The organism is Pseudoclavibacter sp. VKM Ac-2888 (assembly GCF_015351285.1).
Lineage (GTDB): Bacteria > Actinomycetota > Actinomycetes > Actinomycetales > Microbacteriaceae > Pseudoclavibacter.
Window position 1 is genome coordinate 408,589 of the sequence record NZ_JADKSM010000001.1, and the last position, 14,385, is coordinate 422,973.

Genomic DNA, 14,385 nt, shown 5'->3' on the forward strand with positions numbered 1-14,385 from the left:
CAGTCCATCCATGGCGAGGAGCACGGTGACGGATCACAGCGAGGCCACCACACCATTTGCGCGAGGCAGACTGCTGGTGGTCGCCCTGCTCGGCTGGAACGACGCGGGCGACGCGGCATCGAGCGCCGTCCGATCGCTGCAGGAGGCTATCGGCGCGGACCGCCTCATCGAGGACATCGACGACGAGTCCTTCTTCGACTACTCGATCCACCGCCCGGTCATGAAGGCTGGTGTGGAGGGGATCCGGAAGATCCAATGGCCGAGCGTCGCCTTCAGCGGCATCGCGCTGCGTGAGGCCTCGGCGACGGACGCCCCGGCCGAGACCACCGAGCTCGCAGCAGATGCGGGGCTCTCAGTGAGCTCCGACAACGGTGAGAACGTCTTCGTGCTCATCGGGCCCGAGCCGACGCTGCGGTGGCGGAGCTTCACGAAGCACGTCGTCGACCTGTGCGAGCGGGAGGGCATCACGCGCGTCGTGCTCGTCGGGGCGCTCCTCGCTGACGTGCCGCACACCAGACCCATCACGATCTTCATGTCGAGCGACGACGCGGCGGTCCGCGAGGAGCTCGACATCGACCGCAGCGAGTACGAGGGTCCGACGGGAGTGCTGTCGGCGATCGGCGAGGAAGCGCGTTCGCGCGGCATGCTGGTGCTCTCGCTCTGGGCTTCCGTTCCCCACTACGCGCACCACTCGCCCTCGCCGAAGGCCACGCTCGCCCTCGTCGACCGTCTCACCGAGATCGTCGATGTCTCGATTCCCCACGGCGAACTCGTCACCGAGTCCGCGGAATGGGAGGCGGAGGTGACGGAGGCGACTGCGCAGGACGAGGAGATCGCGCAGTACGTCGGCTACCTCGAGCGCACGCGCGACATGGTCGAGGCGCCTGAGGCGTCCGGTGAGGCGATCGCGCAGGAGTTCGAGCGCTTCCTCGAGCAGGCGGCCGGGAAGAAGCCGCAGCCGGGGCCAGGAGCGTTCCCGACGGATCTCTCCGGGACCGCGCAGCGGCCCATGGGAGGCGATCGCCGAGTGGCGCCCGAGGGTGACGATCAGGATGCGGACGCCGCCGAGTCGGAGTCTCCTGCCGCGGAGGAGACCGAGGCACCCGAGGACTCCGAGGACTGACCCAGCCAAGGAGCTGGTCCCGGGCCGGGACCCGCTCGGAGCTACTCGCTGGTGAGGCTCACACCCAGGAGGGCGTCGACGAGCCTGACGACGTCGCCGTCTCCGGCGGCCGGAGGCGCCTGCACCCACTCGTCGACGATCTCGACGACCGCTGGGGTGTTCAGATCCTCGGCGATCGCCGCCCGCATCCGCGTGACGAAGCTGCTCTGCTCGGACGGGACTCCTCCGGCGATCGACCGCCGTGCTCGCTCACGCCAGGCAGACAGGCGCTCACTCGAGCGCTCGAGTTCCGCGTCGGTCCACTCCCAGTCGCTCCGGTAGTGGTGGGAGAGCATCGCGAGCCTGATCGCCATGGGATCGACCCCATCGGCGGTGAGCCTCGAGACGAGCACGAGGTTGCCGAGGGACTTCGACATCTTGGTTCCGTCGTAGGCGATGAGGCCAGCATGCGCGTACGCGCGGGCGAAGTCGTCGGCCGAGCCGTTCGAGTCAGCCGAGGTCAGCGAGATGGCGTGCGCGGCCGAGAGCTCGTGGTGGGGGAAGCGAAGGTCGCGGCCGCCGCCCTGCACCGAGATCGGGGCCCCGAGCGTGCGCGTCGCGATGACGGAGCACTCGATGTGCCAACCGGGACGACCGAGTCCCACGGCGCTCTCGAAGGCGGGCTCGCCGTCGCGCGCGCTGCGCCAGAGCAGCGGATCGAAGGGGCCGTGCTTGCCTTCACGGTCCGGGTCTCCCCCGAACTCGAGGAAGGCGGCTTCCATCTCGGCTGGGGTGTACCCGGAGACGTCGCCCATCGTCCAGCTGCTGGCGGTCTCGGCGGCCGCGACGTCGTAGTACACGTCGCCGAGCTCGGTGACGGCAGCGGGAGCCGCGTCGCTCGCGACGGCAACCCGGTAGGCGAGTCCCGCGTCGATGAGCTTCGCGATGGCCTCGCCCGTCTCGGCGATGCTGTCCTGCACCCGCACGTACGCGTCGGGCGGCAGCACACGAAGCGCGGCCATGTCCGAGCGGAAGAGGTCGGTCTGCGAGGTCGCGATCTCCTGCCAGTCGCGCCCCGTCTTGGCGGCGCGCTCGAGGAGCGGGTCGTCGACGTCCGTGATGTTCTGCGCGTACCTGACCTCGAGACCCGCATCGCGCCAGGCGCGTCCGAGGGTGTCGAACGCGAGATACGTGGCCGCGTGGCCGAGGTGCGTCGCGTCGTATGGGGTGATCCCGCAGACATAGAGGGTCGCGATCCCATCGGGGGTGACGGTGTCCTGCACACGTCCGCTCGCCGAGTCGAAGACCCTGATCGGACCACCGCCGTTGCCGGCTACCGAGGGGACTGCAGGGATGGGCCACGAGGGAACGGTTCGCACCGGGACATCCTATGTCGCGCCCCAGCCTTGACCGTCGAGTGGGACTCCCCACCGCGTGTCAGCGTCAGGCGGCACCGCTCGTCGGGTCCATGAGCCCGAACGACAGCAGGATGATGATGAGCGTGCCGAGCGCGATGCGGTACACCACGAAGGGCAGGAAGCTGCCCTTGTTGAGGTACGCCATGAGGTACTTGATGACCACGAGGCCGACCACGAACGAGATGATCGTCGCGATGATCGTTCCGACGACGGGCGCCTGCGCGCCCTCCGTCTCCCCGAACGCGGAGACGAGCTCGTAGAAGCCGGAGCCGAAGACGGCTGGCACGGCCAGGAGGAAGCTGTAGCGGGCGGCCGACGGGCGGTCGTAGCCCATGATGCGTCCGGCCGTGATCGTGCCGCCAGAGCGGGAGACGCCGGGGATGAGGGCGAGCGCCTGAGCGAACCCGTAGACGATGCCGTCCCTCGTGTTGAGGTCCTGCAGCGCCTTCGCGCGCTTCCCGAAGATGTCGGCGAGGCCGAGGATGACGCCGAAGATGATGAGCGTGAACGCCACGATCCAGAGCGACCTGAACTGGTCCCGGATCAGGCTCTGCAGCAGGAAGCCGAGGACGACGATCGGGATCGAGCCGAAGATGATGAGCCAGCCCATGCGCGCATCTGGGTCGCTCCGCGGAACGCTGCCGCGAAGCGAGCCGAACCAGCGCGAGATGATGCGCTTGATGTCGCCCCAGAAGTAGACCAGGACGGCGGCCTCGGTGCCCAGCTGGATGATGGCGGTGAACGTCGCCCCAGGGTCCTGCACGCCGATCCACTCGCCGACGATGCGGATGTGCGCGCTCGAGGAGATCGGGAGGAACTCAGTGAGCGCCTGCACGAGTCCGAGGATGACGGCGTCAAACCAGTTCATTGCCACTGCCTTTTCGAGAGAGATTTCCTGCTGCGGCCGCGGTCGAGGTCACGTCGGGCCCGGCGCACGCTAACACGAATCCGGCAGTCAGGCGCGGATGGCACCCCGGAGCCGAATGGATGCGGAGAGCGGGCGTGCCCGGATCGAGCACGCCCACCGAGCGCTCAGTAGCTGCGCAGGAAGTCCCCGAGCACCTTGCGTCCGAAGACCAGCGACTCGAGCGGCACGCGCTCGTCGACGCCGTGGAACATCGCGGGGAAGTCGATGCCCTCAGGGAGGCGGAGCGGGGCGAAGCCGTAGCCCTCGATGCCGAGCGTCGCGAGCGCCTTGTTGTCGGTTCCGCCGGAGAGGAAGTACGGCACGACGACGGCTTCGGGGTCGTGCCGCTGCAGGGCCGCCGTCGCCGCGTCGACGATCGGGCCCGAGACGGGAGCCTGCGTGCCGATGCCTCGGAACACGGTCTCGATCTCGATGTCGTCGCCGACGATGGCCTGGATCTCCGCGAGGAGCTCGTCCTCGGCTCCGGGGAAGGGCCGCGCGTCGATGGCGACGCTCGCCGACTCCGGGATGACGTTGTGCTTGTAGCCGGCGTTCAGCATCGTTGGGTTCGTCGTCGAGCGGAGGCTGGCCGTGAGGAACCCAGACGCGCTGCCGGTCGCGAGGACGATTGCACCCGGCGTGGTCTCCTGCGGGTCGACCTCGAGGAGGCGAGCGAGCTCCGTGATCATCGAGGAGGTCGTGTCGTTGAGGAGCACCGGCCACTCGTGGGAGCCGAGCTTCGCGATGGCCTGGGCCAGGCGCGTCACGGCGTTCTCCTCAGCAGGGATGACCCGTGAGCCGTGAGCCGCCCTCCCCTTGGCGTGGAGCCGCAGCCACAGGAGCGCCTTCTCCCCCGTCTGCAGCAGGTAGGCGCGTTTGCCGCCGACCGTGATCGAGTAGCCGCCGACCTCGGAGATCGCCTGCGTCGCGCCAGCGAAGAGCTCCGGATGGTCGCGGGCGATGGGCTCGGATCCGAACTGGCCGCCGTTCTCCTCGTCGGCGAAGAACGCGAGGACCAGCTCGCGCTCCGGCAGCTCGCCCGCGCCGAGGATCTCCTCGACGGCGGTCAGGATCATGGCGTCCATGTTCTTCATGTCGACGGCACCGCGCCCCCACAGGAGGCCGTCCTTGATGACGCCGGCGAATGGGTCGACGCTCCAGTTGCCAGCTTCCGCCGGGACGACATCAGTGTGTCCGTGCACGACGAGCGCCGGCTTCTCCGGGTTGCGCCCCGGGATGCGCGTGAAGATGCTCGGGCGTCCTGGGGCCGCCTCGATCGTCGTGACGTCCAGACCGAGAGCCTGGAGCCGCGCCTCCAGGTACTGCGCAGCCTCGGTCTCGCCCTTGGAGCGGCCTTCGCCGTAGTTCGTGGTGTCGAGGCGGATGAGGTCCTGGGTCGTCGTGACGGTCGGATCGAGTTCGAGGGAGTCAGCCATGCCCCAACGCTACCGCCGCGGAGTCCCCCAGATAGTCCCTGCGACGCGCCCGGGATGCACGCTTTTCGGCCTCGATTAGCGTTTCGCCGGAATCCTGGTAATGTTTCTCCTCGTGCTCAACAGCACAACCTGCGCGGGTGGCGGAAATGGCAGACGCGCTAGCTTGAGGTGCTAGTGCCCGTATTAGGGCGTGGGGGTTCAAGTCCCCCCTCGCGCACAGGTTGAAAGGCCCGGGAGTTTTCTCCCGGGCCTTTCGTGTTCCCTGCCGCAGCTTCCTGTTTCGTCCCTCAGGTCATCTGCGATTCGCTTCCTGACGCACTGCGTAGTGAGACGGCGCGGAGGGAAACACTCGGCAACGTTGGCTTGCCAGGACACGCTCTGCGGGTGACGCTCGATGAGGTCCATCCACCGTCATCCCAGGAGTGCACCAGTGCCCGCTGAAACCACGTCGCTCGCGAACCACACGCAGATCGATCAGACCGAGCTCTCCGAGAGCTTCCGCTCGCTGTTCCGCCAGCACCCCTCGGGTGTCGCGGTGCTCACGGCCGAGAGCGAAGCCGGTCCGGTCGCGATGACGATCACTTCGCTCACGTCGGTCAACGCTTCCCCCGCGCTTGTCGCCTTCTCGCTGTCGAAGGCCTCGTCGGCGACGCCCGGAATCCTGGGATCGTCCAGCGTGCTCGTGCACTTCATCGACGAGGCGTCGCTCGCGGTGGCCCAGGTGGCCGCCACGAGCGGTATCGACCGCTTCGCAGACCGAGACAGCTGGGGCTATCTGCCGAGCGGAGAACCGCACTACAGGGCCGTCACGCGCTGGGCGCGTGGCAGCGTCCGCAGCACGCTCGACGTGGACGGCGCGGTTCTTGTCGTCCTGGACATCGTCGAGGCCAGGGATGGGAGCGCTGGCGCCCCGCTGGAGGACGACGGGGTCGTCTACCGCAATCGCGTGTGGCGAAAGCTCGGCGCCCCGCACAGCTGAGAGGGGGCCGTGGAGCGGTCGGGTAGTTTGGGAGCGCAGCACTGTGACGAGCGATTGGCGCATGAACTGCCTCCACGCTCCCAGACCGAGAAGGACCTCCTCGAACCATGCCTGGCCTCGCCACGACACTCCTCCACGCCGCCAGCTCAGGAGGGAGCGCCGTCGATGAGGCGACCGGCGGCATCTTCGGGGTCATCTCCGATTGGGCGATCGAGATCATGGGAACCATCGGGGCTCCTGGCGCCGGCATCGCCGTCGCGCTGGAGAACCTCTTCCCGCCTATCCCGTCCGAGATCATCCTTCCGCTGGCGGGCTTGGCAGCGCACCAGGGCAAGTTCTCCGTGCTCGAGGCCATCATCTGGACCACGATCGGCTCGGTGGTCGGCGCCTATGCCCTGTACTGGCTCGGTCGCTGGCTCGGACACAACCGCATGGTGTGGCTCGCTCGGAAGATCCCTCTCGTCGACGCGGCCGACGTCGTCAAGACGACCAACTGGTTCAAGAAGCACGGCAAGAAGGCCGTCTTCTTCGGCCGGTTCCTGCCGATCTTCCGGAGTCTGATCTCGATACCGGCCGGCATCGAGCGGATGCCCGCACTCCAGTTCGGCCTGCTGACGCTCGCCGGCTCCGCGATCTGGAACACCGTGTTCGTGATGGCCGGCTACCTGCTCGGCGACTCCTGGGAGCAGATCCTCATCTACGCAGACGCGCTCAAGTACCTCGTGTACGCCCTCGTGGGAGGCGCGATCATCTGGTTCCTGGTCGTGAAGATCCGCGGGCGGGTGCACCGCGGCGGCCACTCGGCCTGAAGGCGCGCGCGCTCAGGTCGGCTGACGGCTCAGGAGCGCATGCGCCGCCGGAGCACGTCGATACGCGCCTGGATCTGCGACACGGTCGCCTGTCCCACCGCTGGCCCCCCGCAGCTGCGTCGCAGCTCCGCGTGCACGATGCCGTGCGGCTCCCCCGACTGCTTCGCGTAGACCGAGACGAGGCTGTTGAGCAGCGTTCGCTGCTCCTTCAGGGTTCGGTGGAGCGCCTGGGGCGGCGCGGGAGCCGGTGGGCCTGCCTTCACGCGCGACTCCTGGATGCGCCCCTGCTTCGCCTGGCGCTGGGACAGCACCGACCGCACCTGGTCGGCGTCGAGGATCCCGGGCAGCCCGAGGAACTCCAGCTCCTCCTCGCTGCCGACTTCGGCCGCGTAGCCGAAATCGCCGCCGTCGTAGAGGACCTTGTCGAACAGCGCCTCGCTCGAGATCGCCTCGAACGTGAACTTCCCGAGCTCGTCCGAGGTCTTGTCCGGCCGCTCGGCGGCGGCCATCATGTCTTCTTCCGGAGCGCGGGAGTCGTCGGCGTCAGCGAGCCGATCGAGCGCGTGGTTGCGCTCCATCTCCAGCGCGTGCGCGAGCTTCGTGAGCTGCGGCACGCTCGGCACGAAGACCGTCGCGGTCTCGCCCTTCTTGCGGGCGCGCACAAAGCGGCCGATGGCCTGTGCGAAGAACATCGGCGTCGACGCGTTGGTTGCGTAGACGCCCACAGCGAGCCGAGGCACGTCGACGCCCTCCGACACCATGCGGACGGCGACCATCCACCGCTCGTCGCTCGCGGAGAACTCGGTGATGCGGTCGGACGCGCCCTTGTCGTCGGAGAGGATGAGCGCGGGCTTGGTTCCCGTGATGGTCTTCAGGATCGCCGCGTAGCCCTTTGCCGCCGCGTGGTCGGTGGCGATGACGAGGCCGCCGGCATCCGGGACTTCCTGGCGGACCTCGCTGAGGCGCTGGTCGGCCGCCTGCAGGACCTGGGGGATCCACTGCCCTTCGTGGTCGAGGGCGGTGCGCCACGCCTGGGAGACGATGTCCTTCGTGTTGTCCTCCGCGAGGCCCGCTGACATCTCCTCCCCCTGCGTGTCGCGCCACCGCACGTTGCCGGCGTAGGACATGAAGAGCACTGGGCGCACGACGCCGTCCTCGAGCGCACGGCCGTACCCGTAGGAGTAGTCGGTGAGGGATGTGCGGATGCCGTCCTCATTCGGGGCGTAGGTGACGAACGGGATCGGCGCGGAGTCGGAGCGGAAGGGCGTTCCCGTGAGCGAGAGTCGGCGGTCGGCGTGTCCGAAGGCCTCGCGGATCGCGTCTCCCCAGCTCAGCGCGTCTCCGCCATGGTGCACCTCGTCGAGGATGACGAGCGTGCGTCCGGAGGCCGTCAGGTGGCTGTGCACGCTCGGCTTCATCGCGACCTGCGCGTAGGTCACGGCCACGCCGTGGAACTGACGTGAGTGGATGCCCTGGTTGTTGCCGTAGCGCGGGTCGATGCGAAGGCCGACTCGAGCGGCAGCCTCCGCCCACTGCGTCTTGAGGTGGTCGGTCGGCGCGACGATCGTGATGCGATCGACGGAGCGGCGCTGGAGGAGCTCGGTGGCGAGTCGCAGGGCGAAGGTCGTCTTGCCAGCGCCTGGCGTCGCGGAGGCGAGGAAGTCTCGAGGCTCGGACTCGAAGTAGACGTCGAGCGCCTCAGCCTGCCAGGCACGCAGCCTCCCGGCGGTGCCCCACGGCGCTCGCTGCGGGAACGACGGGGAGAGGTGCTCGGCAGCGAAGGTGCCGACCTGGTGACCGTAGCGTGAGCCGTCGTGGCTGGAGGGATGAGCTTCCTGGACGGCTTCGCGTTCGGTCATGGCTGCGTCGAGTTCCTCTCAGGGCAGTCGCCCGGTCAGCGCCGTGCGGGTGGGTCTTGGATTGGTCCGAGTCGGTGGCTGGCGTGCAGCCGGCGCACGGCTCGCTCGTTCGACGGGTGCAAACCGCCTGCGAGCACGTCGCGCAGCAGTCGCGCGAGCTCATGTCCGGAACGGTAGCCGCTGCCGCCGACAATCCCGAGCGCGTCCTGCGTCGTGGTCGCCGCGGCGGCCACCGCCTCGTACTTCGCCATCGTCAGGCGCGCGAACCAGGCGTCGCCGTGAGGCACCCCCTCGTCGACATCGCGAGCGATGGACTCAACGAGGGTACGCGCTGCGAGCTGTCGAATGCTCATCCTGGCGATTTCCTCTCGAACCTGCACGTCGTCGGCGAGACGGATCCCGCCCTGCGTCGAGCTCGTCCGGTGCTCGGCGGCCTCGATCGCCAGCTCGAGCGCGCGGTCGCCGATCCCGACGTAGCACGAGGCGACGAGGAGGAGGAAGTTCGAGTGAACGGCGAAGATGTGCGGTTCGCTGCTCGGTCCGACCGGGAGCCGAGCGATGACGCGCTCGGCGGGGATACGGGCACCGTCCAGGGAGGTGGAGCAGCTCTGCGTCCCCCGCATGCCGAGCGTGTCCCAGTCATCGTGGATGCGCACGCCGTCGTCGCCGCGTCGCAGCACTCCGTGGACGAGAGCCGGCTCCGCTCCGGTGTCGTCGCGGCCGAAGGTCACGAGGCTCGTCCAGACGGGAGAGAGCGAGGTGAAGATCTTCATGCCGTGCAGCCGGTAGCCGCCGTCGGCCTCCGGCTCGGCACGGACATTCGAGTCGTAGAGGACGGCGTCGTTGCCGATCTCGGAGATGGCGAGCGCGTAGGTCTCCCCCGCGACGATCTCGCGCAGCATCCAGTCGAGGGCCCCTTCGCCCGCCTCGTGCCTCGCGCGGGCGATGCCGGCGACCACGTGGTGCATGTTCACGGCGAGGGCCGTCGCTGGAGCCGCGGCCGCGAGACGTGCCTGGCATCGCACGGCCTGCTCGAGGGATGCTCCCGTGCCGCCGAAGTCGCGAGGAACCAGCAGCCGCAGGTAGCCGATCTCGCGGAGCGCCTCGAGGTCGTCCGCGGGGAAGGAGTTCTCCGCGTCGTGGCGGCTCGCGCGCTGATTGAGCACCTCGAGCAGGTCATCGGCCAAAATGGATCTCGGGTCTGAAGCTGGCATGTCCACCACGGTACTCGTCACGGCTTCGACCTCGATGACCACGTCAGCGTCTGTGACGGTCTAGTCTTCAGTTCCGATCGAGGAGAGAAACGGCGAGATGTCAGAACCCGAACTCATACCCTGGAGCCGCTACGTGGCGATCGGCGATTCCTTCACCGAGGGCGTCGGCGACCCTGAGCCGACCGCTCCAGGCGGTCTCCGCGGCTGGGCCGATCGTGTGGCAGAGGAACTCGCCGCACACCGCTCCGACTTCGCCTACGCGAACCTGGCCATCCGCGGCCGACTGCTGGATCAGATCGCCGAGGAGCAGCTCGGGCCGGCGCTCGAGCTGAAGCCCGACCTCGTGACGGTCTCCGCTGGTGGGAACGACATCATCCGCCCGGGCGCGGACCCGGACGCGATCGCCGCGCGGTTCTCGCGACTCGTCGGCTCGCTGCGTGCCAGCGGCGCCACCGTCGTGGTGTTCACCGGGGTGGACACGAAGTTCGCGCCGGTATTCTCATCGATGCGCGGCAAGATCGCCATCTACAACGAGCACATCCGCGGGATCGCCGAGTACCACGACTGCATCGTCGCCGACCAGTGGGCGCTTCGCTCCATCCAGCGCCCCAGCATGTGGGTCAGCGACCGCCTGCACCTCAACGCCTACGGGCACCACGAGGTGGCTCGCATGGTGCTCGCCGCGTTGAACGTCGAGAACGAGCTCGTGGCGATGCAGCCTGCACCGGCCCGTCCCTCTCGGTGGCGCGAGGCCCGCGCGCAGGACATGGTGTGGGCGAGAGAGCACCTCGTTCCGTGGGTGCTGCGTCGCCTCAGGAACGAGTCATCGGGCGACAACGTGATCGCGAAGCGTCCGTTCGCCGAGCCCTTCTCTTTCGGCACCGACATCGACTCCCCTCTCGGGTGAGCGCGCAGAGCCCTACCCGGTGAGCGCGTAGAGCGCGACGGCACTCGCCGCAGCGACGTTGAGCGAGTCGACGCCGTGGAGCATCGGAATCGTGACGGTCGTCGTCGCAGCGCTGAGGGCGCCGCGACTCAGGCCGTCCCCCTCCGTGCCGAGCAGGATCGCGACGCGCTCGGGACGGTCCGCGGCGTAGTCCCGGAGCGAGACGGCGTCGTCGTCCAGGGCGAGCGCTGCGACGTCGAAGCCGGCGTCTGCGAACAGCGTGGCTGCCTCCCGCCACACCGGCAGCCGGGTCCACGGCACCTGGAAGACGGTGCCCATGCTGACCCGCACACTGCGCCGGTAGAGGGGATCGGCGCATTCCTGGGTGACGAGCACCGCGTCGGCCCCGAGACCGGCAGCAGCCCGGAACACCGCGCCGACGTTCGTGTGATCCACGAGATCCTCGAGCACCACGACGGTCTTCGCCGTCGCGAGCAGGTCTGCGGGGTCGAGCAGCGGGGGCCTGTGCATCGAGGCCAGGGCTCCCCGGTGCATGCGGAAGCCGGTCAGCTGCTCGAGCTGCTCGCTGGAACCGACGTACACGGGCACGTCGGGGAACGCCTCGAGCAGTGGCTCGACGGTTGGGAGCCACTGCTCCATGAGGAGGAGGGAACGGGGCGTGTGGCCGGCTCGCAGCGCCCGCTCGATGACCTTCGGCGACTCGGCGAGGTAGAGGCCACCTTCCGGCTCGAGGCGACGGCGGAGGGCCACGTCGGTCAGGCGGGAATAGTCGTCGAGTCCAGACTGTTCGAGTGAACGGACGGATGGGGCCGCACGTGGCCAATCGGTCGATTGGAGAGGGGTCAGGCGCATGGAGGCAATCCTGTCAGAAGCGGGCGGTGCCATGGCGGAGCGGTCGCGAGCTGAGGGTCTTGCACGTGCCGCGGATGTGCTGGCGGATCGGGCGTTCGCGGTGCTCACCGGAGCCGGGCTCTCGACGGACTCGGGCATCCCCGACTACCGCGGGGACGGCAAGGCGCCGAGGATCTCGCCCATGACGATCCAGCAGTTCATGTCCGACGAGGCGACGCGCAGGCGCTACTGGGCCGGCGCCGCGCTCGGTGCGGCACGGTTCTCCGGAGCGGAGCCCAACGCGGGCCACCTGGCACTCGCCGAGCTCGAGCGACACGGCGCCACGACGGGGGTCGCCACGCAGAACGTGGATGGCCTCCACCTCCGCGCAGGCAGCCGCAACGTCGTCGAGCTCCACGGCAGCATGCGCACCGCGAGCTGCACGCAGTGCGGGCACGAGGTCTCACGGGCCTCGCTGCTCGCCGACATCATCGAGTCCTCCCCCGGCATCGCCGAGCTGGCGGCCGACGCGAGCAGCCGCCCAGACGGTGACGCCGAGGCGAGCGGCGCGGAGATCGAGGAGCTCCCGAGCTGCCCGGTCTGCGGGGGCATCCTGCAACCGGACGTCGTGATGTTCGGTGACGTCGTTCGTCCCGAGGTCGCCGAGCGTGCCCGCAACCTCGTCGACGGGTCCGACGCGCTCCTGGTCGCCGGTACGTCCCTGGTCGTCAACACTGGACGCAGGCTCGTGCATCGCGCCGTGGCAGCTGGCAAGCCGGTCGTGCTGTTCAACCGCGGCGGGGCCGCGATCGAGCACCTGGCCTTCGTCTACGTCGACGGCGGCACCTCCGAGTCGCTCGCCGACCTCGCGGCCCGGCTCACGTCGGATTCCTAGGCCGACCCAGAACCCCGAGGCCGGCCGGAAGCCGTCAGCGCTGTCGCTGCTCTGCCACCTCTTGGCAGGCGCTGAGCAGCGAGGCGGCGGATCGCTCCCACGCGTACTCGGCGGCCCTCGCCACGCCAGCAGCTGAGGCGGCGGCCCACGCCTGCGCGCTGCCGTCGAGCTGCCTCGCCTTCGTCGCGAGCAGCGCCGCGTCATCGGCCGGGAAGTACCCGGCTGCTGCTCCCCCGACCTCGCGGAAGATCGGGGTGTCGCTCACGAGAACGGGTGTGCCTGCGGACATGGCTTCCACGAGCGGCAGCCCGAAGCCCTCGCTCTTCGACGCGGTCACGAGGGCGGTGGCGTTGGCGAGCAGCGCGCGGTACTCCTCATCGCTCACGCCCTGGTGGGCGACGATCGAACCCGTGGGGGCGAGATCCTCGAGCGCCGCCAGGGTGCGCGCATCCGCCTTCGAGCAGAGGTGGAGTCGCCAGCCAGGCAGGTCGCGCATGGCGCGCGCCAGCGTCTCGACGTTCTTGTACGGCATGAAGGAGCCCATGTAGACGAGATTGGGCTCGCTCGGCGGCTCGGTCCTCGCCGGCGCGACGAACGCGCGATCTGGCGCGTTGGGCACGAGCGGGATGGGGCGGCGGGTGAGCTTCTTGGACTCGAGCAGCCCGCGGGTCGTCGCCGAGACCACCGCGACCTGGTCCGCACCGGCGAGGAGGAGCCGCTGCGGCCAGAAGGACAGGTGGTAGACCCGCCACAGCGCGCGCACGTACCAGGGGAGGAACTGCGGGGGCTTCGGGTGCTCGTAGTAGATGAGGTCGTGGATCGTGAGGATGAGCCCGTAGTGCCGCCCGAGCGAGCCCATCGTCTGCATGGGGCTCACGACCACTTCGGGGCGCAGCGCGTTGATCTGGCGAGCGACGAACGGCTCCGCTGGCGACGTCGGCGCGCTGATGAGCGCGTGCGGAAGGTCCGGCAGCATGGGCAGCTGTCGTTCGTCGGAGATGAGCATGGTGACCGGGTGCAGTTCGGAGAGCGCACGCACGAGCTCAGCCGAGTACCGCGAGATGCCGTCGTGGCGGTCGATCCGAACGTACCTGCAGTCGAAGAGCAGTTTCACCGGCTGCGCTCCGCATCGTCGGGTGTGGAGTTCTCGTCGATGAACTCGGAGAGCAGGCGGGCGGCTGCGATCGGCGTCTCGTAGTGCACGAGGTGTCCCGTGCCGGCGATCACGTGCAGCGGCAGCTCGGCGAGCCTCGCGAGTTCGAGCTGGGCTTCGAGCGGCGCGATGTCGTCGAGCGCGCCAGCGATGAGCGCGGTGGACGCTGGCAGTTCGTGTGCATGGGCGAGAACCGAGTCGGAGACGGATGCACGGAACGCGGCGAGGAGCGTGTCGCGGTCGGAGAAGTCCGAGAAGTGCCGTTCATGCTCGGCGTGGATCCAGGCTCGGAGCGGCTTCGAGGTGGTCTTGGCCATGACCTCGCTCATGACGCGTGTGATGAGCGGATGCGAGAGCAGCATCCTGCCCGCCGACTCTGGCAGCTTCGAGCCGAGCCAGTAGTAGAAGATCGCGAGCTTCGTGAGGATCGCCTGCTGGCCTTCCAGGGCGGGCGCGGCGATGGGGTTGACGAGCACGAGGCGCCGATCGCCGATCGCGGCGGGGCGCCGGGCGATCACGAGCGAGCCGAACGAGTGGCCGAGGACGATGGCGGTCCCGTTCGGGTCGACCTCATGGAGGAACGCCTCGAGCCAGGCCGAGTAGTCGTCGAGCGTGTGTCCGCTTGCGAGTGGCCGCGACTCCCCGAAACCCGGCAGGTCGGGTGCGAGGAAGCGAACGTCCGGGAGCCGTTCCACGACGGGGAGCAGCCCGTGGTGGGTGCCGCGGAAGCCGTGGACCAGCACAACCGTCGCGCGGGCGTCGCCGGCCAATGGGCCGATCTCCCACCAGGCGCATTCGGAGCCCAGGACACGCGCTGTGCGGGCGAGCGACGGGGACTCGGGAGTGGCTGCAAGAGCGGAGGAAGGCATCGTGCA

Annotated in this window: 13 protein-coding genes and 1 tRNA gene; 6 read left to right on the top strand and 8 right to left on the bottom strand. The window is 69.0% G+C overall.

Features of this window, described 5'->3' with window-relative positions; translation table 11 throughout:
* Nucleotides 1–25 precede the first annotated feature (25 nt).
* Nucleotides 26–1,123 carry a PAC2 family protein gene (locus ITJ61_RS01920; RefSeq protein WP_323744289.1) on the top strand — a complete coding sequence of 366 codons (1,098 nt, stop codon included), beginning with the start codon at nt 26–28 and terminating at the stop codon, nt 1,121–1,123.
* A 41-nt stretch (nt 1,124–1,164) separates the two neighbouring features.
* On the opposite strand, the gene mshC is transcribed toward ITJ61_RS01920, so the two are convergent.
* The 3 genes from mshC to ITJ61_RS01935 form a co-directional block, all read right to left on the bottom strand.
* Nucleotides 1,165–2,481 carry a cysteine--1-D-myo-inosityl 2-amino-2-deoxy-alpha-D-glucopyranoside ligase gene (gene mshC, locus ITJ61_RS01925; RefSeq protein ID WP_104341085.1) on the bottom strand — a complete coding sequence of 439 codons (1,317 nt, stop codon included), beginning with the start codon at nt 2,479–2,481 and terminating at the stop codon, nt 1,165–1,167.
* Nucleotides 2,482–2,545: 64 nt separating this feature from the next.
* Nucleotides 2,546–3,388 carry an undecaprenyl-diphosphate phosphatase gene (locus ITJ61_RS01930; protein ID WP_104241188.1) on the bottom strand — a complete coding sequence of 281 codons (843 nt, stop codon included), beginning with the start codon at nt 3,386–3,388 and terminating at the stop codon, nt 2,546–2,548.
* A 164-nt stretch (nt 3,389–3,552) separates the two neighbouring features.
* Entirely contained in the window at nt 3,553–4,863 is a 1,311-nt protein-coding gene (locus ITJ61_RS01935; RefSeq protein ID WP_104341084.1) for a M20/M25/M40 family metallo-hydrolase, read from the bottom strand.
* Nucleotides 4,864–4,994: 131 nt separating this feature from the next.
* Here ITJ61_RS01935 and ITJ61_RS01940 point away from each other — a divergent pair.
* The 3 genes from ITJ61_RS01940 to ITJ61_RS01950 all read left to right on the top strand — a co-directional run bounded on the left by ITJ61_RS01940 (nt 4,995) and on the right by ITJ61_RS01950 (nt 6,651).
* A tRNA-Leu gene (locus ITJ61_RS01940) sits at nt 4,995–5,080 on the top strand.
* Between the two features lie 213 nt (nt 5,081–5,293).
* Nucleotides 5,294–5,842, top strand: a complete 549-nt coding sequence (locus ITJ61_RS01945) for a flavin reductase family protein (protein ID WP_181059330.1) — start codon at nt 5,294–5,296, stop codon at nt 5,840–5,842.
* A 107-nt stretch (nt 5,843–5,949) separates the two neighbouring features.
* The gene (locus tag ITJ61_RS01950) at nt 5,950–6,651 is read left to right on the top strand and encodes a DedA family protein (RefSeq protein WP_104341083.1); all 702 of its coding nucleotides are present in this window, start codon (nt 5,950–5,952) and stop codon (nt 6,649–6,651) included.
* A 29-nt stretch (nt 6,652–6,680) separates the two neighbouring features.
* Here ITJ61_RS01950 and ITJ61_RS01955 read toward each other — a convergent pair whose 3' ends face one another.
* Both ITJ61_RS01955 and ITJ61_RS01960 read right to left on the bottom strand, forming a co-directional pair.
* A complete protein-coding gene (locus ITJ61_RS01955) occupies nt 6,681–8,510 on the bottom strand; it encodes a DEAD/DEAH box helicase (RefSeq protein ID WP_104241192.1) in 1,830 nt (609 codons plus the stop codon).
* A 35-nt stretch (nt 8,511–8,545) separates the two neighbouring features.
* On the bottom strand, nt 8,546–9,724 hold the full coding sequence (locus ITJ61_RS01960) for an acyl-CoA dehydrogenase family protein (RefSeq protein WP_104341203.1): 1,179 nt from the start codon (nt 9,722–9,724) through the stop codon (nt 8,546–8,548).
* Nucleotides 9,725–9,821: 97 nt separating this feature from the next.
* On the opposite strand from ITJ61_RS01960, the gene ITJ61_RS01965 reads away from it, so the two are divergent.
* Nucleotides 9,822–10,631 carry an SGNH/GDSL hydrolase family protein gene (locus ITJ61_RS01965; protein ID WP_104341082.1) on the top strand — a complete coding sequence of 270 codons (810 nt, stop codon included), beginning with the start codon at nt 9,822–9,824 and terminating at the stop codon, nt 10,629–10,631.
* 12 nt (nt 10,632–10,643) lie between these two features.
* On the opposite strand, the gene ITJ61_RS01970 is transcribed toward ITJ61_RS01965, so the two are convergent.
* Complete coding sequence (locus tag ITJ61_RS01970; RefSeq protein ID WP_104241194.1) at nt 10,644–11,483, bottom strand: TrmH family RNA methyltransferase; 840 nt, start codon at nt 11,481–11,483, stop codon at nt 10,644–10,646.
* On the opposite strand from ITJ61_RS01970, the gene ITJ61_RS01975 reads away from it, so the two are divergent.
* Nucleotides 11,482–12,357 carry a Sir2 family NAD-dependent protein deacetylase gene (locus tag ITJ61_RS01975; RefSeq protein WP_228496561.1) on the top strand — a complete coding sequence of 292 codons (876 nt, stop codon included), beginning with the start codon at nt 11,482–11,484 and terminating at the stop codon, nt 12,355–12,357. The genes ITJ61_RS01970 and ITJ61_RS01975 overlap by 2 nt on opposite strands.
* A gap of 34 nt (nt 12,358–12,391) precedes the next feature.
* Here ITJ61_RS01975 and ITJ61_RS01980 read toward each other — a convergent pair whose 3' ends face one another.
* Together ITJ61_RS01980 and ITJ61_RS01985 are read right to left on the bottom strand one after the other, a co-directional pair.
* A complete protein-coding gene (locus ITJ61_RS01980) occupies nt 12,392–13,471 on the bottom strand; it encodes a glycosyltransferase family 4 protein (protein WP_104341081.1) in 1,080 nt (359 codons plus the stop codon).
* Nucleotides 13,468–14,379 (bottom strand): alpha/beta fold hydrolase, encoded by a 912-nt coding sequence (locus ITJ61_RS01985; protein ID WP_104341080.1) that lies wholly within the window; start codon nt 14,377–14,379, stop codon nt 13,468–13,470. The genes ITJ61_RS01980 and ITJ61_RS01985 overlap by 4 nt, the downstream gene beginning before the upstream one ends.
* Between the last annotated feature and the right edge of the window lie 6 nt (nt 14,380–14,385).

What these genes read in the sequence shown, in the direction of transcription:
- ITJ61_RS01970 (WP_104241194.1), bottom strand. Translation starts at nt 11,483, where the DNA reads ATGCGCCTGACCCCTCTCCAATCGACCGATTGGCCACGTGCGGCCCCA.
- ITJ61_RS01965 (WP_104341082.1), top strand. Translation starts at nt 9,822, where the DNA reads ATGTCAGAACCCGAACTCATACCCTGGAGCCGCTACGTGGCGATCGGC.
- ITJ61_RS01960 (WP_104341203.1), bottom strand. Translation starts at nt 9,724, where the DNA reads ATGCCAGCTTCAGACCCGAGATCCATTTTGGCCGATGACCTGCTCGAG.
- ITJ61_RS01975 (WP_228496561.1), top strand. Translation starts at nt 11,482, where the DNA reads ATGGAGGCAATCCTGTCAGAAGCGGGCGGTGCCATGGCGGAGCGGTCG.
- ITJ61_RS01930 (WP_104241188.1), bottom strand. Translation starts at nt 3,388, where the DNA reads ATGAACTGGTTTGACGCCGTCATCCTCGGACTCGTGCAGGCGCTCACT.
- ITJ61_RS01935 (WP_104341084.1), bottom strand. Translation starts at nt 4,863, where the DNA reads ATGGCTGACTCCCTCGAACTCGATCCGACCGTCACGACGACCCAGGAC.
- ITJ61_RS01985 (WP_104341080.1), bottom strand. Translation starts at nt 14,379, where the DNA reads ATGCCTTCCTCCGCTCTTGCAGCCACTCCCGAGTCCCCGTCGCTCGCC.
- ITJ61_RS01950 (WP_104341083.1), top strand. Translation starts at nt 5,950, where the DNA reads ATGCCTGGCCTCGCCACGACACTCCTCCACGCCGCCAGCTCAGGAGGG.
- ITJ61_RS01955 (WP_104241192.1), bottom strand. Translation starts at nt 8,510, where the DNA reads ATGACCGAACGCGAAGCCGTCCAGGAAGCTCATCCCTCCAGCCACGAC.